21 protein-coding genes are annotated in these 22191 nt (G+C 61.0%); 14 read left to right on the forward strand and 7 right to left on the reverse strand.

The features are described 5' to 3' along the window. Positions 1 to 62: 62 nt before the first annotated feature. The 5 genes from PMI24_RS20715 (at position 63) to PMI24_RS20735 (ending at position 4592) form a co-directional block, all read left to right on the forward strand. On the forward strand, positions 63 to 722 hold the full coding sequence (locus PMI24_RS20715) for a FadR/GntR family transcriptional regulator (protein ID WP_007957343.1): 660 nt from the start codon (positions 63 to 65) through the stop codon (positions 720 to 722). Further along, entirely contained in the window at positions 712 to 2016 is a 1305-nt protein-coding gene (locus tag PMI24_RS20720) for a CynX/NimT family MFS transporter (protein WP_007957345.1), read from the forward strand. Before PMI24_RS20715 ends, PMI24_RS20720 begins: the two co-directional genes overlap by 11 nt. Before the next feature lie 100 nt (positions 2017 to 2116). Then, positions 2117 to 2590 carry a nuclear transport factor 2 family protein gene (locus tag PMI24_RS20725; protein WP_007957347.1) on the forward strand — a complete coding sequence of 158 codons (474 nt, stop codon included), beginning with the start codon at positions 2117 to 2119 and terminating at the stop codon, positions 2588 to 2590. A 39-nt stretch (positions 2591 to 2629) separates the two neighbouring features. Beyond that, the gene (locus tag PMI24_RS20730) at positions 2630 to 2932 is read left to right on the forward strand and encodes a GIY-YIG nuclease family protein (RefSeq protein WP_007957349.1); all 303 of its coding nucleotides are present in this window, start codon (positions 2630 to 2632) and stop codon (positions 2930 to 2932) included. Between the two features lie 724 nt (positions 2933 to 3656). Continuing rightward, the gene (locus tag PMI24_RS20735) at positions 3657 to 4592 is read left to right on the forward strand and encodes a glutathione S-transferase family protein (protein ID WP_007957353.1); all 936 of its coding nucleotides are present in this window, start codon (positions 3657 to 3659) and stop codon (positions 4590 to 4592) included. A gap of 31 nt (positions 4593 to 4623) precedes the next feature. Here the strand turns inward: PMI24_RS20735 and PMI24_RS20740 are convergent, their stop codons facing one another. Both PMI24_RS20740 and yejK read right to left on the reverse strand, forming a co-directional pair. Beyond that, positions 4624 to 4974 carry a glutaredoxin family protein gene (locus PMI24_RS20740; protein ID WP_007957354.1) on the reverse strand — a complete coding sequence of 117 codons (351 nt, stop codon included), beginning with the start codon at positions 4972 to 4974 and terminating at the stop codon, positions 4624 to 4626. Next, a complete protein-coding gene (gene yejK / locus PMI24_RS20745) occupies positions 4974 to 5978 on the reverse strand; it encodes a nucleoid-associated protein YejK (protein ID WP_007957356.1) in 1005 nt (334 codons plus the stop codon). The genes PMI24_RS20740 and yejK overlap by 1 nt, the downstream gene beginning before the upstream one ends. Positions 5979 to 6374: 396 nt before the next feature. Between yejK and PMI24_RS20750 the strand changes: the two genes are divergently transcribed. After that, the gene (locus tag PMI24_RS20750) at positions 6375 to 6656 is read left to right on the forward strand and encodes an HU family DNA-binding protein (RefSeq protein ID WP_007957357.1); all 282 of its coding nucleotides are present in this window, start codon (positions 6375 to 6377) and stop codon (positions 6654 to 6656) included. Between the two features lie 123 nt (positions 6657 to 6779). Here PMI24_RS20750 and rlmF read toward each other — a convergent pair whose 3' ends face one another. From rlmF to PMI24_RS20775, 5 genes are all read right to left on the reverse strand, one after another. Further along, complete coding sequence (gene rlmF / locus PMI24_RS20755) at positions 6780 to 7802, reverse strand: 23S rRNA (adenine(1618)-N(6))-methyltransferase RlmF (protein WP_007957358.1); 1023 nt, start codon at positions 7800 to 7802, stop codon at positions 6780 to 6782. A 133-nt stretch (positions 7803 to 7935) separates the two neighbouring features. Further along, positions 7936 to 10782, reverse strand: coding sequence for a valine--tRNA ligase (locus PMI24_RS20760; RefSeq protein ID WP_007957359.1), 2847 nt, complete (start codon positions 10780 to 10782; stop codon positions 7936 to 7938). A 199-nt stretch (positions 10783 to 10981) separates the two neighbouring features. Then, positions 10982 to 11374, reverse strand: coding sequence for a hypothetical protein (locus PMI24_RS20765; protein ID WP_007957360.1), 393 nt, complete (start codon positions 11372 to 11374; stop codon positions 10982 to 10984). Positions 11375 to 11382: 8 nt separating this feature from the next. Further along, positions 11383 to 11811: a DNA polymerase III subunit chi gene (locus PMI24_RS20770; protein ID WP_007957361.1), complete on the reverse strand. Its 429-nt coding sequence runs from the start codon at positions 11809 to 11811 to the stop codon at positions 11383 to 11385. 60 nt (positions 11812 to 11871) lie between these two features. Next, on the reverse strand, positions 11872 to 13362 hold the full coding sequence (locus tag PMI24_RS20775) for a leucyl aminopeptidase (RefSeq protein ID WP_007957362.1): 1491 nt from the start codon (positions 13360 to 13362) through the stop codon (positions 11872 to 11874). A gap of 308 nt (positions 13363 to 13670) precedes the next feature. On the opposite strand from PMI24_RS20775, the gene lptF reads away from it, so the two are divergent. The 8 genes from lptF (at position 13671) to pdxJ (ending at position 22093) form a co-directional block, all read left to right on the forward strand. Continuing rightward, positions 13671 to 14792: an LPS export ABC transporter permease LptF gene (lptF, locus tag PMI24_RS20780; protein ID WP_007957364.1), complete on the forward strand. Its 1122-nt coding sequence runs from the start codon at positions 13671 to 13673 to the stop codon at positions 14790 to 14792. Next, entirely contained in the window at positions 14785 to 15846 is a 1062-nt protein-coding gene (gene lptG / locus PMI24_RS20785) for an LPS export ABC transporter permease LptG (protein WP_007957365.1), read from the forward strand. The genes lptF and lptG overlap by 8 nt, the downstream gene beginning before the upstream one ends. 172 nt (positions 15847 to 16018) lie before the next feature. After that, a complete protein-coding gene (gene lepA, locus PMI24_RS20790) occupies positions 16019 to 17815 on the forward strand; it encodes a translation elongation factor 4 (protein ID WP_007957366.1) in 1797 nt (598 codons plus the stop codon). Between the two features lie 9 nt (positions 17816 to 17824). Further along, entirely contained in the window at positions 17825 to 18679 is an 855-nt protein-coding gene (lepB, locus tag PMI24_RS20795) for a signal peptidase I (protein ID WP_007957367.1), read from the forward strand. Positions 18680 to 18861: 182 nt separating this feature from the next. Beyond that, the gene (rnc, locus tag PMI24_RS20800; protein ID WP_011332589.1) at positions 18862 to 19551 is read left to right on the forward strand and encodes a ribonuclease III; all 690 of its coding nucleotides are present in this window, start codon (positions 18862 to 18864) and stop codon (positions 19549 to 19551) included. Next, on the forward strand, positions 19544 to 20446 hold the full coding sequence (era, locus tag PMI24_RS20805) for a GTPase Era (RefSeq protein WP_007957369.1): 903 nt from the start codon (positions 19544 to 19546) through the stop codon (positions 20444 to 20446). The genes rnc and era overlap by 8 nt, the downstream gene beginning before the upstream one ends. Before the next feature lie 167 nt (positions 20447 to 20613). Beyond that, positions 20614 to 21303 (forward strand): DNA repair protein RecO, encoded by a 690-nt coding sequence (gene recO / locus PMI24_RS20810; RefSeq protein ID WP_007957370.1) that lies wholly within the window; start codon positions 20614 to 20616, stop codon positions 21301 to 21303. Positions 21304 to 21349: 46 nt separating this feature from the next. Then, positions 21350 to 22093: a pyridoxine 5'-phosphate synthase gene (gene pdxJ, locus PMI24_RS20815; RefSeq protein WP_007957371.1), complete on the forward strand. Its 744-nt coding sequence runs from the start codon at positions 21350 to 21352 to the stop codon at positions 22091 to 22093. Positions 22094 to 22191: the final 98 nt, after the last annotated feature.

Genomic DNA, 22191 nt, shown 5'->3' on the forward strand with positions numbered 1-22191 from the left:
TACACGGAGCTGACTAACATGTCAGAAAATTCATCCCATGATTGGATGAAAGGGCGAATCCTATGTCAGACATTTCTCCACTCATTAAACGATCCCTGGTCGATCAGGCCCTGGATCAGTTGCGCCAGCGCATCACCGACGGCACGTGGCAGGTCGGTCAGCGTTTGCCGACCGAGCCCGAGCTGTGCGCCGAACTCGGCATCAGCCGCAACACCGTGCGCGAGGCGATGCGGGTGCTGGCGTTTTCCGGGCTGATCGAGATCCGCCAAGGTGACGGCAGTTACCTGCGGGCGGTGGTCGATCCGATGGACACGCTCAAGGCGCTGTCCAAATGCTCGCTGGATCAGGCCCGGGAAACCCGGCACATCCTTGAAGTCGAGGCCATCGGCCTGGCGGCCTTGCGCCGAACCGATGAAGACCTCGTCGCACTGCGTGAGGCGCTGGGTGTCGCCGGCAGTCACTATCACGGCGACCTCGACAGTTACATCCGCTGCGACCTGGTGTTTCACCGCCGCCTGGTGGACGCCGCGCACAACCCGACCCTCAGCGAGTTGTATCGCTATTTTTCCAGCATCGTCGGTGCGCAATTGCGCCAGACCCTGAACATCGTTCCCCGTCGACAGGAAGTCTTCGATTTGCACGTCGCCTTGCTTGAGGCTGTCGAGCAGCGCGATCCGGAGCGGGCCAAAGCCCTGTCGAGGCAGTTGATCAATGAACCTTGAAACCGAGAAAACCATGTCCCGCCCAGAAGTCTCCACAGCACCCGTTCGCAAGGCCGAGCTCGAAGAGTTGCTGATAGATGCCGAGGCCGATGACGAGCAGGTGCAGCAAAGCCATCCGCTGGTACGGCGCCCGTGGCTGTTGCTGCTGGGGCTGATTCTGGTGGCGCTGAACTTGCGTCCGGCGCTGTCGAGCATGGCGCCGCTGCTCAGTGATGTGTCGAAAAGCCTTGGTTTGTCCGCCGCTCAGGCGGGTTTGCTGACGACGTTGCCGGTGCTCTGCCTCGGTCTGTTCGCCCCGCTGGCCCCGATACTCGCGCGGCGTTTCGGTGCCGAGCGGGTGGTCTTGGGGATTCTTCTGACACTGGCCGGCGGCATCATCCTGCGCAGCAACTTCGGTGAAATCGGTCTGTTCGCCGGCAGCGTGCTGGGCGGCGCGAGCATCGGCATCATCGGTGTGTTGCTGCCGGGCATCGTCAAGCGTGACTTCGCCAAGCATGCCGGCACCATGACCGGGGTCTACACCATGGCGCTGTGCCTGGGCGCGGCGATGGCGGCGGGTTCCAGTGTGCCGCTGAGCGAACACTTCGATCACAGCTGGGCCATGGGCCTGGGTTTCTGGGTGATTCCGGCGCTGGTGGCGGCAGTGTTCTGGCTGCCGCAAATCGGCCAGAAGCACGGCGCGCACAATGTCGCGTATCGAGTGCGCGGTCTGCTGCGTGATCCGCTGGCCTGGCAGGTGACCTTGTACATGGGCCTGCAATCGTCGCTGGCCTACATCGTGTTCGGCTGGTTGCCGTCGATCCTTATCGGTCGCGGGCTGACGCCGACCCAGGCCGGCCTGGTGCTGTCTGGTTCGGTAATCATTCAACTTGCCAGCTCCCTGGCGGCACCGTGGCTGGCCACGCGCGGCAAGGATCAGCGGCTGGCGATCGTGGTGGTGATGGCGCTGACCCTCGGCGGCCTGTTCGGTTGCCTCTACGCGCCGATCGAAGGCCTGTGGGGCTGGGCGATCCTGCTGGGCCTGGGGCAGGGTGGTACGTTCAGCCTGGCGCTGACCCTGATCGTCCTGCGCTCGCGGGACTCCCATGTCGCGGCGAACCTGTCGAGCATGTCCCAGGGCTTCGGCTACACCCTCGCGTCCATGGGGCCGTTCGCGGTCGGCGTAGTGCATGACTGGACCGGTGGCTGGAACGCCGTGGGCTGGATCTTCGGCATCGTCGGTGCGGGAGCGATCCTCGCCGGCCTCGGTGCCGGGCGTGCGTTGTACGTGCAGGTGGCAAGCGAAAAGGTCTGATACGCACACACTGTCGGTATTCGGAATGCGAATGCCGATAGTGTTTCGGGCGTTTGCGGATTATCGTGCTGGCAATCTGTACCTTTCCTGGAGATTGCCCATGAGTGAAGATGCCCACAGCGCCCTGATCACCCGTTTCTACCAGGCTTTCCAGCGCCTCGACGCCGAGGCCATGGCCGCCTGCTACACCGACGACGTGGTGTTCAACGATCCGGCCTTCGGCGAGCTGCGCGGCCGCGATGCCGGCGACATGTGGCGCATGCTCACCACCCGGGCCAAGGACTTCTCCCTGACTTTCGACAACGTCCGCGCCGACGAGCGCAGCGGCGGCGCCCACTGGGTGGCGACCTACCTGTTCAGCCAGACCGGCAACATCGTGATCAACGACATCCAGGCACGTTTCGTCTTCCGTGACGGCAAGATCTGCGAACACCACGACCACTTCGACCTGTGGCGCTGGTCGCGCCAAGCGCTGGGCTTCAAGGGCCTGCTCCTTGGCTGGACGCCGCTGGTGCGCAACGCCGTCCGCGCCCAGGCGCTGAAAGGGCTGAAGGCATTTCAGGCGAGTCGCTGATAAGATCGCGGCCTGTTTTCCTTACGCCTGAATTGTCCCGTGACCAGCCTCAGCGAAAATCCTCTCGATGCCGACGTTCCAGTGAGCAAGTCCTGGTTCGTCTACCTCGTACGTGCCGCCAACGGTTCGCTTTACTGCGGGATCAGCGATGATCCCGTGCGCCGTTTCGCCAAGCACCAGAGCGGCAAAGGCGCACGCTTCTTTCTCTCAAGCCCGGCGATGGCGCTGGTCTATACCGAGCGTTGCCGCGACAAGAGTGATGCGTTGCGTCAGGAGCGGTTGATCAAGAAGCTGAGGAAGAGTGCGAAGGAGTGTCTGGTGGCGACTTATCGGCCTGATTGATCGGGGGCAGATGGTAGAGGTCTCCACGTCGGCGCGGCGGCTTCAGGCAAACGACAGGCGAAAAAAAACCGCCTTTGCGGGGCGGTTTTTTCTGTAAACGCCGGTTTGCGGCCGGGTTTACTGCATCTCAATGGACACACTAGCGTGGACGAAGATTATTCGGCTTTATGCCATCGAGCAAGCCTAAAAATATTCATTCAGAAAAATGCGATTTTTGATTCATTTGTTTAAACGTCGGATCAGAAACCCGATTACGATCTGTCCGCTCGCATGACGGTGCAACTATTGAGGTCTGGCCGATTGGCTTAAAGGTTTCATGCCCTCTGACACGGGGTTGCTCCCGTGCCGGAATGATATTTCAGAGGGTGTCACAACCGGCCGCCTCAATGGACACACTAGCGTGTATTCCGAAGGCGTACGTGGTCCGGTAAGCACGCTGGAGGTTTGGCCCCCAACCGGAGGCCAAAACGTATGAAGCTTTTGCTGCGTACTCTGAGCCTCGTATGGAGGTCGTTCAAAGCGTTTCGCTTTTACGAGTTCCTGCGAGATCACTTCGATGACCTGATGTAAGGTCCTTGATGTGGAAAGCCGTCTCAGCCTTGGCTGAGGCGGCTTTTTAGTGCCTTATCAACCTGACTGATCAGTTCCCATCAGCCGGATTCGTAGGCTGCGAACGAATTGCGCGCTAAGCTGCTGGCTCACTTTCTGTGCGGCGGAGCCGAGCATGTCCGAGTTGATTCTGCATCATTACCCGACCTCTCCATTCGCCGAAAAGGCCCGGCTGCTGTTGGGTTTCAAGGGCTTGTCCTGGCGTTCGGTGCACATCTCGCCGGTGATGCCGAAACCGGACCTGACCGCCCTGACCGGTGGCTATCGCAAGACTCCGGTGCTGCAGATCGGTGCAGATATCTATTGCGACACCGCGCTGATCGCCCGTCGGCTCGAGCAGGAAAAAGCCCAGCCTTCGTTCTTCCCGGAAGGTCAGGAAATGATCGCCGCCAGTTTCGCCGCCTGGGCCGATTCGGTGGTGTTCCAGCACGCGGTGAGCCTGGTGTTCCAGCCGGAATCGGTGGCAGTGCGTTTCGGCAAGTTGCCTCCGGAAGCGATCAAGGCCTTCCTCGCAGATCGGGCCGGACTGTTCAGCGGTGGCAGCGCGGCCAGGCTGTCAGCCGAGCAGGCCAAGCACAATTGGCCGACCCTCGTGGCGCGTCTGGAGCAACAGTTGCAGCGTGAAGACGGTGACTTCCTGTTCGGTGAACCGTCGATTGCTGATTTCGCCATGGCCCATCCGCTGTGGTTCCTCAAGGCCACTCAAGTGACGGCGCCTTTGGTGGATGCTTATCCGGCGGTGTCGGCGTGGCTGGGGCGTGTGCTCGGTTTTGGCCATGGCGCGGCCAGCGAGATGAGTTCGGAGGAAGCACTGGAGATCGCGCGCAGCTCGACGCCTGCGGCGTTGCCGGACGAGGAATTCACTGATCCGAACGGGTTCGTGGCAGGTCAGCAGGTGCTGATCGCCGCGACAGACTACGGCGTTGATCCGGTGGCCGGTGAGCTGGTGTTTGCCGGTCGAGAGGAGCTGATCCTGCGCCGTGAAGACGAACGTGGCGGGTTGGTGCATGTGCACTTCCCGCGTTTCGGTTTCCGAATCGAGAAACGCTGAAACAACTGAGGGAGCCGAATGGCTCCCTCGTTCATTTCAGTGCAGCGAGAATCTCGTCCGGATCAAACCCGCGAATCAACGTGCCATTGACGTCGATCAGCGGAATCCCGCGTCCGCCCAGCGCTTCGTACGCCTTGCGTGCCTCGGCATCCTTCTCGATATCGAATTCCTTGAACGGAATGCCTTTCTGATCGAGAAAGCGCTTGGTCTGCTTGCAGTAGCCGCACCAGTCCGTGGCGTACAGCACGACATGGGCGTTGGCGCGGACCTGCTCGGACGCCATCTGCGACGGGTTGAAGACCCGCTCGATCTTGCCCCAGTTCTGATAGACCACGACCACCAGCAGAACCAGCAGAACCTTTTTCAGCACATTGCCGAGCATCAGTTGCGACGCTTCAACTGATCGGTGAGCGAGGTCGGCAGACCTTTGATGACCAGCGTCCCGGCTTCTTCGTCGTATTCGATCTTCGAGCCCAGCAGGTGCGCTTCGAAGCTGATCGACAGGCCTTCGGCGCGGCCGGTGAAGCGGCGGAACTGGTTAAGCGTGCGCTTATCCGCCGGGATCTCCGGTGACAAGCCGTAATCCTTGTTGCGGATGTGATCGTAGAAGGCCTTCGGGCGTTCTTCGTCGATCAGCTCAGACAGTTCTTCCAGGCCCATTGGCTCGCCGAGCTTGGCCTGGCTGCTGGCGTAGTCGACCAGGGTCTTGGTCTTTTCGCGGGCGGAATCTTCTGGCAGGTCTTCGCTCTCGACGAAGTCGCTGAAGGCCTTGAGCAGGGTGCGGGTCTCACCCGGGCCGTCGACGCCTTCCTGGCAGCCGATGAAGTCGCGGAAGTACTCCGAGACCTTCTTGCCGTTCTTGCCCTTGATGAACGAGATGTACTGCTTGGACTGCTTGTTGTTCTGCCACTCGGAAACGTTGATCCGCGCCGCCAGGTGCAGTTGACCGAGGTCGAGGTGGCGCGACGGGGTCACGTCCAGTTGATCGGTCACTGCCACGCCTTCGCTGTGGTGCAGCAGGGCGATGGCCAGGTAATCGGTCATTCCTTGCTGATAGTGGGCGAACAACACGTGGCCGCCGACCGACAGGTTCGATTCTTCCATCAGTTTCTGCAGGTGCTCGACCGCGACCTTGCTGAACGCGGTGAAATCCTTGCCGCCTTCCATGTATTCCTTCAGCCAGCCGCTGAACGGGAACGCGCCGGACTCCGGATGGAACAACCCCCAGGCTTTGCCCTGTTTGGCGTTATAGCTCTCGTTCAGATCGGCGAGCATGTTCTCGATGGCTGCGGACTCAGCCAGTTCGGAGTCACGGGCGTGCAGGACTGCGGGTGTGCCGTCGGGTTTTTTGTCGATCAAATGGACGATGCAATGACGGATCGGCATAGGCTTCTCGGCTGGTGGAAGGGAGGAGGGCGGGCTCCCCCGAAAAAGCGCCCAGTGTACCGCAACCACTGGATTTGGCGCGGGGTGAAGGGCAAATCCGGGTCACCCGACGGTCCTTATGCATTTATTTACCGATTTAGCGCAATAAACCTGACCATTTGGCTAGCTAGAGGCGGATATTTCCTTGTCTCTGTGCTAGTTTTGCCCGGTCTTGTGCGAAGTCACCGCGACAAGCATGCATTCAGCTTTTGTCAGGTCGAACCAAACCTTGATTTCGGCATCTATAACCCCGACTCGTCGTGGTTATCGCCGAGGGTGCCAGATCCAGAAGATCGGGCTCGATGGCTGACACTGCACTCTGCAATCCATATGAATTTGATAGGGAAGGAACACTACATGGCTCTTACTAAAGACCAACTGATCGCCGACATCGCTGAAGCTATCGACGCGCCGAAAACCACCGCGCGTGCCGCTCTGGACCAACTGGGCCAAATCGTTGCCGATCAGCTGGAAAACGGTGCCGAAATCACTTTGCCAGGTATCGGCAAGCTGAAAGTGACCGAGCGTCCTGCCCGCACTGGCCGTAACCCATCGACTGGCGCTGCCATCGAAATCCCTGCCAAGAAAGTGATCAAGCTGGTTGTGGCCAAAGGCCTGACCGACGCTGTGAACAAGTAAGACGCAGCGATAAAAAAAACCGTGCACCGGAGCGATCCGGGCACGGTTTTTTTGCGCCTGCTGTTTGTGTTTCAGCAGTAGCGGCGGCTGCTTGCGATCAAGCGCCGCCCCGGTTGAAACGTATTACTTGCGAACCCAGCGTTCGCGCCGCCAGATCTGCTGCTCGGACTTGGTCTGGAAGGTCCAGGCGACGAAGCGGCTCTGCTTCTGCCCCTGGGACATCTCCACCACCTGGCTTTCCAGTGCACCGGCCTTTTTCAGCGCGGTTTCGATGGCAGGCAGGTTCGAAGCTTTCGATACCAGGGTGCTGAACCACAACACCTTGTGTGCAAAGTTCGCACTTTCGGCGATCAGTTGCGTCACGAAACGCGCTTCGCCGCCTTCACACCACAGTTCGGCCGACTGCCCGCCGAAATTCAGCACCGGAAGTTTGCGTTTCGGGTCGGCCTTGCCCAAGGCGCGCCATTTACGCTCGCTGCCCTTGGTGGCTTCTTCCATCGACGCGTGGAACGGCGGGTTGCACATGGTCAGGTCAAAGCGTTCGCCGGGCTCCAGCAGGCCGATCAGGATGTGCTTGCGATTCTCCTGCTGGCGCAGCTGGATGACCTTGTTCAGGTCGTTGGACTGGACGATGGCCTTGGCAGCAGCCACAGCGGTCGGATCGATCTCCGAGCCGAGGAAGTGCCAGCGATATTCGCTGTTACCGATCAGCGGATACACGCAGTTGGCGCCCATGCCGATATCCAGCACATTGACGATGGCGCCGCGCGGAACCACACCGTCGTTGTTGCTGGCCAGCAGGTCAGCCAGAAAGTGGATGTAGTCGGCACGGCCCGGTACCGGCGGGCACAGATAATCGGCCGGGATGTCCCAATGCTGGATGCCGTAGAACGACTTGAGCAGTGCCCGGTTGAACACACGCACCGCATCGGGACTGGCGAAGTCGATGCTTTCCTTGCCGTACGGGTTGGTGATCACGAACTTCGCCAGTTCCGGCGTGGTCTTGATCAGCGCCGGGAAGTCGTAACGACCCTGATGGCGATTGCGCGGGTGCAGGCTGGCTTCTTTACGCGGTTCCACGGGCTTGGCCGGGGTGGCGGAGTCAGGCTTCTTGCGCGCAGGTTTCGGTGTACGTGGGGCGTTCATGGGCGTGGTCGATTCGGGTAGGGCTGAAAGTGGCGGCCATTGTCCCACAGGGAGCCGAGTTGTTGGCCGGAAAAGTGCCGGGCACAAAAAAGGGAGGCCGTTGCGGGCCTCCCTTTTTCAGTGCGATTTGCTGTTACAGGCTGGCAATCCGCGCGTGCTGCTCGGCCAGCTTGGCCAGCGCCTGTTCGGCTTCGGCCAGTTTGGCGCGTTCCTTCTCGATGACTTCGGCCGGGGCCTTGTCAACGAAACCGGCGTTGGACAGCTTGCCACCAACGCGCTGGACTTCGCCCTGCAGACGCAGGATTTCCTTGTCCAGACGCGCCAGCTCGGCGTTCTTGTCGATCAGGCCGGCCATCGGCACCAGCACTTCCATCTCGCCAACCAGCGCGGTCGCGGACAGCGGCGCTTCTTCGCCGGCGGCCAGCACGGTGATCGATTCCAGACGCGCCAGCTTCTTCAGCAGCGCTTCGTTCTCGGTCAGGCGGCGCTGGTCTTCAGCGGTGACGTTTTTCAGGTAAATCGGCAGCGGTTTGCCCGGGCCGATGTTCATTTCGCCACGGATGTTGCGCGTGCCGAGCATCAGGCCCTTGAGCCATTCGATGTCGTCTTCGGCCGCCGGATCGATGCGCTCTTCGTTGGCCACCGGCCACGCTTGCAGCATGATCGTCTTGCCCTGAATGCCGGCCAGCGGCGCGATTCGCTGCCAGATTTCTTCAGTGATGAACGGCATGAACGGATGCGCCAGACGCAGCGCCACTTCCAGTACGCGAACCAGCGTGCGGCGAGTGCCGCGCTGGCGCTCGACCGGCGCGTTTTCGTCCCACAGCACTGGCTTGGACAGTTCCAGGTACCAGTCGCAGTACTGGTTCCAGATGAACTCGTACAGCGCTTGCGCCGCCAGGTCGAAACGGAACTGATCCAGCTGACGGGTCACTTCGGCTTCGGTGCGTTGCAGCTGCGAGATGATCCAGCGATCCGCCAGCGACAGCTCGTAGGCTTCGCCGTTCTGGCCGCAGTCTTCGCCCTTGTCCAGAACATAGCGCGCGGCGTTCCAGATCTTGTTGCAGAAGTTGCGATAGCCTTCGACGCGGCCCATGTCGAACTTGATGTCGCGACCGGTGGACGCCAGCGAGCAGAAGGTGAAGCGCAGGGCGTCGGTGCCGTAGCTGGCGATGCCGTCGGCGAACTCGTCGCGGGTCTGCTTCTCGATCTTCTTTGCCAGTTTCGGCTGCATCAGACCGGAAGTGCGTTTCTGCACCAGGGTTTCGAGCTCGATACCGTCGATGATGTCCAGCGGGTCCAGGACGTTGCCCTTGGACTTGGACATCTTCTGGCCCTGGCCATCACGCACCAGACCGTGCACATAAACGGTCTTGAATGGAACCTGCGGCGTGCCGTCCTCGTTCTTGATCAAATGCATCGTCAGCATGATCATCCGGGCAACCCAGAAGAAAATGATGTCGAAGCCCGTCACCAGCACGTCGGTGGAGTGGAATTTCTTCAGGAATTCGGTCTTTTCCGGCCAGCCCAGGGTGGAGAAGGTCCACAGACCCGAACTGAACCAGGTGTCGAGAACGTCGTTGTCCTGTTGCAGCGCAACGTCCGGGCCGAGGTTGTGCTTGGCGCGCACTTCGGCTTCGTCGCGACCGACGTAGACCTTGCCCGACTCGTCGTACCAGGCCGGAATCCGGTGGCCCCACCACAGCTGACGGCTGATGCACCAGTCCTGAATGTCGCGCATCCACGAGAAGTACATGTTTTCGTACTGCTTGGGCACGAACTGGATACGGCCGTCTTCAACGGCAGCAATCGCAGGCTCGGCCAGCGGCTTGGTGGACACGTACCACTGGTCGGTCAGCCACGGCTCGATGACGGTGCCGGAGCGGTCGCCTTTCGGCACTTTCAGGTTGTGATCGTCGACGCTGACCAGCAGGCCGGCGTCGTCGAACGCGGCCACGATCTGCTTGCGTGCTTCGAAACGCTCGAGACCGGCGTATTCGGCCGGAATCTTGCCGTCGATGCTGTCGTTCAGCGTGCCGTCGAGGTTGAACACCTGCGCTGCCGGCAGCACGTTGGCGTTCTTGTCGAAGATGTTCAGCAGCGGCAGGTTGTGGCGCTTGCCGACTTCGTAGTCGTTGAAATCGTGGGCCGGGGTGATTTTCACGCAGCCGGTGCCGAATTCAGGATCGCAGTAATCGTCGGCGATGATCGGGATGCGGCGGCCGACCAGCGGCAGCTCGACAAATTTGCCGATCAGGGCTTTGTAGCGCTCGTCGTTCGGGTTCACCGCGACGGCGGAGTCGCCGAGCATGGTTTCCGGACGGGTGGTCGCGACGATCAGGAAATCGTTGCCTTCAGCGGTTTTCGCGCCGTCGGCCAGCGGGTACTTCAGGTTCCACAGGAAACCTTTCTCGTCGTGGTTTTCCACTTCGAGGTCGGAAATCGCCGTGTGCAGCTTGGTGTCCCAGTTGACCAGACGCTTGCCGCGATAGATCAGACCGTCTTCGTGCAGGCGCACGAAGGCTTCTTTAACGGCTTCCGAGAGGCCGTCATCCATGGTGAAGCGCTCGCGGCTCCAGTCCACGGACGAGCCGAGGCGGCGGATCTGACGGCTGATGTTGCCGCCGGACTGATCCTTCCACTCCCAGACTTTCTCGAGGAATTTTTCCCGGCCCAGATCATGGCGGTTCTGGCCCTGGGCTTCGAGTTGGCGCTCCACCAGCATCTGCGTGGCGATACCGGCGTGGTCGGTGCCCGGCTGCCACAGGGTGTTGCGACCCTGCATGCGGCGGAAACGGATCAGGGCGTCCATGATCGCGTTGTTGAAACCGTGACCCATGTGCAGGCTGCCGGTGACGTTCGGCGGCGGGATCATGATGGTGTAGGAGTCGCCCGCGCCTTGCGGGGCGAAGTAGTTCTCGGACTCCCAGGTGTTGTACCAGGAAGTTTCAATGGCGTGCGGCTGGTAGGTCTTATCCATGCGCGGCGGGACCCTATTGGCATTTATTCAGGAAAAGCCGGGAAGTATAGCGGGGCATGGGGCGCAGGGCGAGCGGGGCGGGCCGGGTGGAGGCTTAAATGTGGGAGCTGGCCTGCCAGCGATGCAGGCGCCGCGGTTTTTCAGGAAAGGCGCGGTGATGCTATCGCTGGCAGGCCAGCTCCCACAGGAGATCGGGGGATTATTCGTACTGGCCGAGAAGCCGTTCCATCCGCGCCTCGAGGCGGCGTTTGATTTCGGTTTCGATGTGCGGCGCGAAATCGTCGATGACGTCCTGCATGATCAGTTGCGCAGCGGCGCGCAGTTCGCTGTCCAGGTGCAGGAGGGCGTCGGGGCCCTTATCCACAAGAGCAGCGGCAGGTTGCGGGGCTGGCGTCGGCGCGGGTGCAGCTTCGACGGCTTGCGGTGCGTTGTCGACCGAATCGAACAACATCGGAATCTGTTCCTGTTCGCCATCATCGACCGTGTCGGTCAGCAGTGGCGGTTGCAGGTTGTCATCGCCGAGCAGCTGGCGGATCGACTCGAGGTCATCCAGCAGGTGCGCGGGTTTTTGCAGCGGTTTTGGAGTGTCCATCGGCGTACTCAGAGTCGCTGTAAACGGTGGTCTTGCAGAGGATAGCCCTGTTCGCGGTAGAAACGGAAACTCTCCCGCGCCGCAGTGCGGATCGCCGGATCTTCCACCACGACCTCCGCCACCCGGGCGAATTTGTTGGCGAAAACCGGGACTTTCAGGTCGAGGTTGACCAGCAGATCCGCGTGTTGGCCACAGTCCTCGCCCAATCCCAGCACGATCAAACCTTCCGGTTCGCTTTCGGCCGGGCCGTGAGGCACGAAGGTTTCGCCCTTGAACGCCCACAGTCGCGCATCGAGATCATCACGCTGGGCAGCATCACTGCAATGCAGGTAGATGCGGTGGCCCATGCGCCAGGCTTTATCGGTGAGCTTGCAGGCAAAATCCAGGCGAGCCGAAGGATCGGCGCTGGGCAGAATATAAAAGTCGACTTTGGTCATTGCGGTTCCTGAGCTGCGAGCGGTGCCCCTCAAGAGAGGCGCCGCTCGCAGTCATCGGTTTCAGGCTTTGGCGCGGTCCAGCAGGTATTGAGTCAGCAGCGGAACCGGACGGCCGGTTGCGCCCTTGTCCTTGCCGCCGCTGGTCCAGGCGGTGCCTGCGATGTCCAGGTGCGCCCAGTTCAGGTTTTTGGTGAAGCGCGACAGGAAGCAGGCAGCGGTGATGGTGCCGGCCTTCGGACCGCCGATGTTGGCGATGTCGGCGAACGGGCTGTCCAGTTGCTCCTGGTATTCATCGAACAGCGGCAGTTGCCAGGCGCGGTCGTCGGCAGCCTTGCCGGCGCTCAGCAGTTGCTCGATCAGCTCGTCGTTGTTGCCCAGCAGGCCCGAAGTGTGGGCGCCCAGAGCAACGACGCAGGCGCCGGTCAGGGTGGCGATGTCGATCACCGCTTGCGGCTTGAAGCGCTCGGAGTAGGTCAGGGCATCGCACAGCACCAGACGGCCTTCGGCGTCGGTGTTGAGGATTTCCACGGTCTGGCCGCTCATGGTGGTGACGATGTCGCCCGGACGCGAAGCGGTGCCGCTCGGCATGTTCTCGGCGCAAGCCAGGATGCACACCAGGTTGATCGGCAGTTTCAGTTCCAGCACGGCGCGCAGAGTACCGAACACGCTGGCGGCGCCACCCATGTCGTACTTCATCTCGTCCATGCCGGCGCCCGGCTTCAGGCTGATGCCGCCGGTGTCGAAAGTGATGCCTTTACCGACCAGTGCGTACGGCTTCTCGGATTTCTTGCCGCCGTTGTATTGCATGACGATCAGGCGCGGTGGCTGGGCGCTGCCCTGGCCGACGGCGTAGAACGAACCCATGCCCAGGGATTTGATCTTCTTCTCGTCGAGGACTTCGACTTTCAGATCCTTGAACTCTTTGCCGAGGTTCTTGGCTTGCTCGCCGAGGAAAGTCGGGTGGCAGATGTTCGGCGGCAGGTTGCCCAGGTTGCGGGTGAAGGCCATGCCGTTGGCGATCGCGGTCGCGTGGTTCACGGCGCGTTGCACTTCGGCCTGAGCGGCCTTGATGGTCAGCAGGGTGATTTTCTTCAGGGCGCGCGGTTCGGCTTTCTGGCTCTTGAACTGATCGAAGGTGTATTCGCCGTCGACCAGAGTTTCGGCCAGCAGGCGGGTCTTGCCGTAGCTGTCGCGGTTCTTGACGATGATTTCATCGAGTGCCAGTACGGCGTCGCTGCCGCCCAGGCCTTTAAGCGTGTTGAGGATGCCGGCGACGATCTTGCGGAAAGGACGGTCGCCCAGTTCTTCATCCTTGCCCACGCCGACCAGCAGCACGCGTTCGGCTTTCAGGTTCGGCAGGCTGTGCAGCAACAGGCTCTGGCCGACCTTGCCGGCCAGATCGCCACGCTTGAGCACGGCGCTGATGGCGCCGCCGCTCAGTTCGTCGACCTGTTTGGCGGCAACACCGAGTTTGCGGCCTTCGCCGACGGCAACCACCAGGGTGGCGGTTTTCAACGTTTCTGGGCTAACGCTTTTTACAACCAGTTCCATGTCCGGATCCCTGAATGAATGGTCAACACGCGGGCGTTCGACGGTGTCCGCCGTCGCCTGCTTATAGAGAGAAGAGGCGCAGGCCAGTGCCTGCGACAGAGGCGGCAGTTTGAACCTCGCTCACCGCGCCTGACAACCCTCGGTTGTACGATCTTCAACGGATTGCATGCTTGCGTGAGTGTGCGCAGTGACAGGCGCCCTCAATCACAGGATAATGCCGCATCTTTTTTCGACGGCTCTGCCTTGCGGGCCCGTCGATACGTTTGCTTGTTTGGCCGCCTTAGCCTGACAACCCTGGAGTGTCTGGTTTGATCGTCTTCCGTTATCTGTCCCGCGAAGTCCTGTTGACCCTGAGTGCGGTAAGCGCCGTGCTGCTGGTCATCATCATGAGCGGTCGCTTCATCAAATACCTTGCCCAGGCCGCCGCGGGCCAGCTCGATCCGGGATCGCTGTTCCTGATCATGGGCTTCCGTCTGCCGGGCTTCCTGCAACTGATCCTGCCGCTGGGCCTGTTTCTCGGGATCCTGCTGGCGTACGGCCGGTTGTACCTGGAAAGCGAGATGACCGTGCTCTCGGCCACCGGCATGAGCCAGCAGCGTCTGTTTCGTATGACCCTGTTTCCGGCCACCCTGGTAGCACTGGTGGTTGCGTGGCTGAGCCTGAGCCTGGCCCCGCAAGGCGCCAATCAGTTCCAGTTGCTGCTGAACAAGCAGGACGCCCTGACCGAATTCGACACCCTCGAGCCCGGCCGCTTCCAGGCCCTGCGTGACGGTACGCGGGTGACCTACACCGAAACCCTGAGCGATGATCGGGTCAATCTTGGCAGCGTGTTCATCTCGCAGAAGAACCTCGGCGCCAACCAGAAAGATCGCGGGATTTCCGTGCTGGTGGCGGAAAAGGGCCGTCAGGAAGTGCGTCCCGACGGCAACCGCTACCTGATCCTCGACAACGGCTACCGCTACGACGGCAGCCCGGGTCAGGCCAACTACCGCGCCATTCACTACGAAACCTACGGCGTGCTGCTGCCCAAGCCAGATGTCAGCGAGGAAGTCACCGACCGTGACGCCATGCCGACCTCGTCTCTGGTGGGTAGCGATGACATCCGCTCGAAAACCGAACTGCAATGGCGCCTGTCGCTGCCGCTGCTGGTATTCATCGTGACCTTGATGGCGGTGCCGCTGTCGCGGGTCAACCCGCGTCAGGGGCGTTTCCTCAAGCTGCTGCCGGCGATTCTTCTTTATATGGCTTACCTGACCATCCTGATTGCCGCCCGCGGCGCCCTCGAGAAAGGCAAGATTCCACCGGCGCTCGGCTTGTGGTGGGTGCACGCGATCTTCCTGGTCATTGGTCTCGGCCTGCTGTACTGGGAACCTCTGCGCCTGAAACTGGCCAGCCGTCGCAGCGCAGCGCTGGAGGTGGCCCGTGGTTAAACTCGACCGCTACATCGGCAGCAGCGTGTTCATGGCGATCATCGCGGTGCTGGCGATCATTCTCGGCCTGGCAACCTTGTTTGCGTTCATCGACGAGATGGGCGACGTAAGTGACACCTACACCCTGGTCGATGTCCTGAGTTTCGTGCTCCTGACCGCGCCACGCCGCATGTACGACATGCTGCCGATGGCGGCGCTGATCGGCTGCCTGATCGGCCTCGGCAGTCTGGCAAGCAGCAGTGAGCTGACCGTCATGCGCGCTGCCGGTGTGTCCATCGGGCGCATCGTCTGGGCGGTGATGAAGCCAATGCTGGTGCTGATGCTGGCCGGCGTGCTGATCGGCGAGTACGTGGCACCGGCCACCGAAAGCATGGCCCAGGCCAATCGTTCGCTGGCGCAAGGCAGCGGTGACGCGCAGAGCGCCAAGCACGGCATGTGGCACCGTCAGGGCGAGGAGTTCATTCACATCAACTCCGTGCAGCCCAATGGTCGTCTGTATGGCGTGACCCGCTATCACTTTGACAAAGAGCGTCATCTGCTGAGCTCGAGCTTCGCCAAACGCGCCGAGTTCGACACCGATCACTGGCAGCTGACCGACGTGACCACCACCAAATTCCACGAGCGCAGCACCGAAGTGGTCAATACGCCGGTCGAGCGCTGGGATGTCTCGCTGAGCCCGCAATTGCTGAGCACCGTGGTGATGGCGCCGGAATCGCTGTCGATCACCGGGCTGTGGGGTTACATCCATTATCTGGCCGATCAGGGCCTGAGTAACGGCCGTTACTGGCTGGCATTTTGGGTCAAGGTGTTGCAGCCGTTGGTGACCGCCGCGCTGGTACTGATGGCGATTTCCTTCATCTTCGGTCCGTTGCGTTCGGTGACCCTCGGTCAGCGGGTGTTCACGGGTGTGCTGGTGGGCTTCACCTTCCGCATCGTCCAGGATCTGCTAGGGCCATCCAGCCTGGTGTTCGGCTTCTCGCCGCTGTTCGCGGTGCTGGTGCCGGCTGGCGTGTGTGCGCTGGCGGGTGTCTGGTTGCTGCGTCGAGCCGGTTGATGAACAAGGTTTCACCCACGCTTTAGCCTTGAAAACGCCTCGGTCACCAGACCGGGGCGTTTTTGCATGCAATCCGGGTGACAGGCGAACGTGACGCTTGCGCCGTGTATCAGGTACAATTCCCGGCTATTTTTCGGCGGGCCCAGCCTGCAGCCTTTTTGAGTGTTGATCCGTGAGTGATTTGAGTCATATCCGCAATTTCTCCATCATCGCCCACATTGACCATGGCAAGTCGACGCTGGCTGACCGTTTCATCCAGATGTGCGGTGGCCTGGCCGAGCGTGAAATGGAAGCCCAGGTACTGGATTCCATGGATCTGGAGCGCGAACGCGGGATCACCATCAAGGCCCACAGCGTTACCCTCTATTACAAGGCCAAAGACGGCGTCACCTACCAGCTGAACTTCATTGACACCCCGGGCCACGTCGACTTCACCTACGAAGTCAGCCGTTCCCTGGCGGCCTGTGAAGGTGCGTTGCTGGTGGTCGATGCGGGGCAGGGCGTTGAAGCCCAGTCCGTGGCCAACTGCTACACCGCCATCGAGCAGGGCCTCGAGGTCATGCCGGTCCTGAACAAGATCGACCTGCCACAGGCCGAGCCCGATCGCGTCAAGGACGAGATCGAAAAGATCATCGGCATCGACGCCACCGACGCCGTCACCTGCAGCGCCAAGACCGGCCTGGGTGTCGACGAAGTGCTCGAGCGTCTGGTCGCGACCATTCCTGCGCCGACCGGCAACATCAAAGATCCGCTGCAAGCGTTGATCATCGACTCCTGGTTCGACAATTACCTGGGCGTTGTCTCCCTGGTGCGTGTGCGTCACGGTCGCGTGAAGAAGGGCGACAAGATCCTGGTGAAATCCACCGGCAAGGTGCATCTGGTCGACAGCGTCGGTGTGTTCAACCCTAAACACACCGCTACCGCTGACCTGAAGGCCGGCGAAGTGGGCTTCATCATCGCCAGCATCAAGGACATTCACGGTGCACCGGTCGGTGACACCCTGACCCTGAGCTCCACCCCGGACGTTCCGGTGCTGCCAGGTTTCAAACGCATCCAGCCGCAGGTTTACGCCGGTCTGTTCCCGGTCAGCTCCGACGACTTCGAGGACTTCCGCGAAGCGCTGCAGAAACTGACCCTGAACGACTCGTCGCTGCAGTACACCCCGGAAAGCTCCGACGCACTGGGTTTCGGCTTCCGTTGCGGCTTCCTCGGCATGCTGCACATGGAGATCATCCAGGAGCGCCTGGAGCGCGAATACGACCTGGACCTGATCACCACTGCGCCGACGGTAATCTTCGAGCTGGTGCTGAAAACCGGTGAAACGATTTACGTCGACAACCCGTCGAAGCTTCCGGACGTGTCTGCAATCGAAGACATGCGCGAGCCGATCGTGCGCGCCAACATCCTGGTACCGCAGGAGCACCTGGGCAACGTCATCACCCTGTGCATCGAGAAACGCGGTGTGCAGGTCGACATGCTGTTCCTCGGCAATCAGGTGCAAGTGACCTACGACCTGCCGATGAACGAAGTGGTCCTGGACTTCTTCGATCGTCTGAAATCCACCAGCCGCGGCTATGCTTCGCTGGACTACCATTTCGATCGTTACCAATCGGCTAATCTGGTGAAACTGGACGTGCTGATCAACGGCGACAAGGTCGACGCTCTGGCGCTGATCGTGCACCGTGACAATTCGCACTTCAAAGGTCGCCAGTTGACCGAGAAGATGAAAGAACTGATTCCTCGTCAGATGTTCGACGTGGCCATCCAGGCTGCCATTGGCGGTCAGATCGTCGCCCGGACAACCGTCAAGGCACTCAGAAAGAACGTATTGGCCAAGTGCTACGGCGGCGACGTCAGCCGTAAGAAAAAACTGCTTGAGAAGCAGAAGGCCGGTAAGAAACGCATGAAACAGGTCGGCAACGTGGAAATTCCACAAGAAGCCTTCCTCGCCGTGCTCAGGTTGGAATAGTCAGGTCCTATGTCACTAAATTTCCCGCTGTTGCTGGTCATTGCCGTGTTCGTCTGCGGTCTGTTGGCGTTGCTCGATCTGTTGATCCTGGCACCGCGTCGGCGTGCCGCCATCGCCTCCTATCAGGGCAGCGTCAGCCAGCCTGATGGGGTGGTGGTCGAGAAGCTGAACAAGGAACCGCTGCTGGTCGAGTACGGCAAGTCGTTCTTCCCGGTGCTGTTCATCGTGCTGGTGCTGCGTTCGTTCCTGGTGGAACCGTTCCAGATTCCGTCCGGCTCGATGAAACCGACCCTGGACGTTGGCGACTTCATTCTGGTGAACAAGTTTTCCTACGGGATCCGTTTGCCGGTGATCGACAAGAAGATCATCGAAGTCGGTGACCCGCAGCGCGGCGATGTGATGGTGTTCCGCTACCCGAGCGACCCGAACGTCAACTACATCAAGCGTGTGGTCGGCCTGCCGGGCGACACCGTGCGGTACACCGCCGACAAGCGTCTGTTCGTCAATGGCGAGTCGATTGCCGAGCAACTGGTCGGCTCCGAGCCGGGCACCCTTGGCAGCGCGGAACTCTACAAGGAAAAACTCGGCGTCGCCGAGCACCTGATCCGCAAGGAAATGAGCCGCTACCGCGCCACGCCGGACCATACCTGGACCGTGCCGGCCGGGCACTATTTCATGATGGGCGACAACCGCGACAACTCGAACGACAGTCGCTACTGGGATGATCCGAACATTCCCAAGGATCTGCTGGGCATGGTTCCCGACCAGAACATCGTCGGCAAGGCCTTCGCGGTCTGGATGAGCTGGCCGGAACCGAAACTCAGCCACCTGCCGAACTTCTCGCGGGTCGGCCTGATCAAGTAAACAAACACGGCGCTGTTGACCACAGCGCCGAATGCATTTCTGGCGTCGGCACAACCGGCTCCGGGGCATGAAGCCACGATATTCAGGACGTCATTTTTGAACACAGCGTTAATTGTCCCAGGCCTGCGCCGTATCCCGGCGATGGCAGTGGAATCCAGCCACGAACTCAGCGTGGGTAAACCGTGAGCGTTTCTCTAAGCCGTCTCGAGCGTCAGCTCGGTTACACCTTCAAGGACCAGGAACTGATGGTCCTGGCCCTTACGCACCGCAGCTTTGCCGGACGCAACAACGAGCGTCTGGAATTCCTCGGCGATGCGATCCTCAACTTTGTTGCCGGCGAAGCCCTGTTCGACCGTTTCCCGCTGGCTCGCGAAGGCCAGTTGTCGCGTTTACGCGCACGGCTGGTAAAAGGTGAGACGCTGGCGGTACTGGCTCGTGGTTTCGATCTGGGCGATTACCTGCGTCTGGGTTCCGGCGAGTTGAAGAGCGGCGGTTTCCGTCGCGAATCGATTCTGGCCGACGCCCTTGAAGCGCTGATCGGTGCGATCTACCTCGACGCCGGCATGGAAGTCGCCCGCGAGCGCGTACTGGCCTGGCTGGCCGGCGAGTTCGAAGGTCTGACGCTGGTCGACACCAACAAGGATCCGAAGACCCGCCTGCAGGAATTCCTGCAATCGCGCGGCTGCGAACTGCCGCGTTATGAAGTGGTGGATATCCAGGGCGAGCCGCACTGCCGTACCTTCTTCGTCGAGTGCGAAGTTGTCCTATTGAATGAAAAAAGCCGGGGTCAGGGTGTGAGCCGTCGTATTGCCGAACAGGTAGCGGCCGCCGCAGCACTGATTGCCCTGGGTGTGGAGAATGGCAATGACTGATACAAACGCAACGCGCTGTGGCTATGTTGCCATCGTCGGCCGTCCCAACGTGGGCAAGTCCACGCTGCTGAACCACATCCTCGGCCAGAAGCTCGCGATCACCTCGCGCAAGCCGCAGACCACTCGCCACAACATGCTCGGAATCAAGACCGAGGGCGACGTGCAGGCGATCTACGTCGACACCCCCGGTATGCACAAGGGTGGCGAAAAAGCCCTGAACCGTTACATGAACAAAACCGCTTCGGCGGCGTTGAAAGACGTCGACGTGGTGATCTTCGTGGTCGACCGCACCAAGTGGACCGATGAAGACCAGATGGTGCTGGAGCGCGTGCAGTACGTGACCGGCCCGCTGATCGTCGCACTGAACAAGACCGACCGCATCGAAGACAAGGCCGAGCTGATGCCGCACCTGTCGTGGTTGCAGGAACAGCTGCCGAACGCGCAGATCATTCCGATCTCGGCGCAACACGGGCACAACCTCGACGCGCTGGAAAAGGTCATTGCCGACCATCTGCCGGAGAACGATCACTTCTTCCCGGAAGACCAGATCACCGACCGCAGCAGCCGCTTCCTCGCCGCCGAACTGGTGCGCGAGAAGATCATGCGCCAGCTCGGCGCCGAGCTGCCGTACCAGATCACCGTGGAAATCGAAGAGTTCAAGCAGCAGGGTGCGACGCTGCACATCCATGCGCTGATCCTCGTCGAGCGTGACGGCCAGAAGAAAATCATCATTGGCGACAAGGGCGAGCGCATCAAGCGCATCGGCACCGAGGCGCGCAAGGACATGGAGCTGCTGTTCGACTCCAAGATCATGCTCAACCTGTGGGTCAAGGTGAAGGGCGGCTGGTCCGACGACGAGCGTGCGCTGCGTTCGCTGGGTTACGGCGACCTGTAAGCGCTGATCCCGAGAACACCGATACCCACTGTGGGAGCGAGCCTGCTCGCGATAGCGGTATTTCAGTCGACATCCTTGTTGTCTGATACACCCTCATCGCGAGCAGGCTCGCTCCCACAGTAGTTTTGGGTTTGTGTGTAAAACTGCGTTTCGTCATCGAGAACTCAATGTCGCAAAGCCCGCCTCCCGCCCAACCCGCCTACGTCCTGCACTCCCGCGCCTACCGCGAAACCAGCGCATTGGTGGATTTCCTCACGCCGCAAGGCCGGCTGCGAGCGGTGTTGCGCAGTGCGCGGGGCAAGGCCGGGACGTTGGCGCGGCCATTCGTGCCGCTGGAAGTGGAGTTTCGCGGCAAGGGTGAGTTGAAGAATGTCGGGCGCATGGAAAGCGTCGGCAACGCGACCTGGATGGTCGGCGAGGCGCTGTTCAGCGGCCTGTATCTCAACGAACTGTTGATCCGCCTGTTGCCCGCCGAAGACCCGCACCCGGCGGTGTTCGATCATTACGCCGCGACCTTGCTGGCATTGGCCGAAGGCCGGCCGCTGGAACCGTTGCTGCGTTCCTTCGAATGGCGGCTGCTTGACGATCTCGGTTATGGCTTTTCCCTGAACGCCGACATCAATGACGAGCCGATCGCTGCGGACGGTCTCTACCGCTTGCAGGTGGATGCCGGACTTGAGCGGGTATATCTGCTGCAACCCGGCCTGTTCAACGGCACCGAATTGCTGGCCATGGCCGAAGCCGACTGGACGGCACCGGGCGCTCTGTCCGCCGCCAAGCGCCTGATGCGTCAGGCACTTGCAGTCCATCTTGGCGGCCGTCCTCTCGTGAGTCGCGAACTGTTTCGCAAACCGTAGCCCCGTGTATGCTGTGCGCCGAATCTATCCATTCAGGAGCGCATCCGTGACCACCAGCAATCGCATTCTTCTTGGCGTGAACATCGACCACGTCGCCACCCTGCGTCAGGCCCGTGGCACGCGCTATCCGGATCCGGTCAAGGCTGCGCTGGACGCGGAAGAGGCGGGCGCCGACGGTATCACCGTGCACCTGCGCGAAGACCGCCGGCACATTCAGGAGCGCGACGTGCTGCTGCTCAAGGATGTGCTGCAAACCCGCATGAACTTCGAAATGGGCGTCACCGAAGAAATGATGGCGTTCGCCGAGCGCATTCGTCCGGCGCACATCTGCCTGGTGCCGGAAACCCGGCAGGAATTGACCACCGAAGGCGGTCTGGATGTGGCGGGGCAGGAGGAGCGGATCCGGGCGGCGGTCGAGCGTCTGTCGAAGATCGGCAGCGAGGTATCGCTGTTCATCGACGCCGACGAGCGGCAGATCGCTGCGTCGAAGCGTGTCGGCGCACCGGCCATCGAGCTGCACACCGGACGTTACGCTGATGCCGAAACGCCGACCGAAGTGGCTGAAGAACTCAAGCGTGTGGCGGACGGCGTGGCCTTCGGTCTGGCCCAGGGGCTGATCGTCAATGCCGGCCATGGCCTGCACTATCACAACGTCGAGGCGGTTGCCGCAATCAAGGGCATCAACGAGCTGAACATCGGTCACGCACTGGTGGCGCATGCGTTGTTCGTAGGCTTCAAGTCGGCGGTGTCGGAGATGAAGGCGTTGATCCTGGCGGCTGCCAAGGCCTAAGCATCACTGCAAAAAACAATGTGGGAGCCAGCCTGCTGGCGATGGCGTAGTGTCAGACAACAAAGATGTTGAATGATGAACCGCTATCGCCAGCAGGC

Source organism: Pseudomonas sp. GM25, assembly GCF_000282255.1.
Lineage (GTDB): Bacteria > Pseudomonadota > Gammaproteobacteria > Pseudomonadales > Pseudomonadaceae > Aquipseudomonas > Aquipseudomonas aphyarum.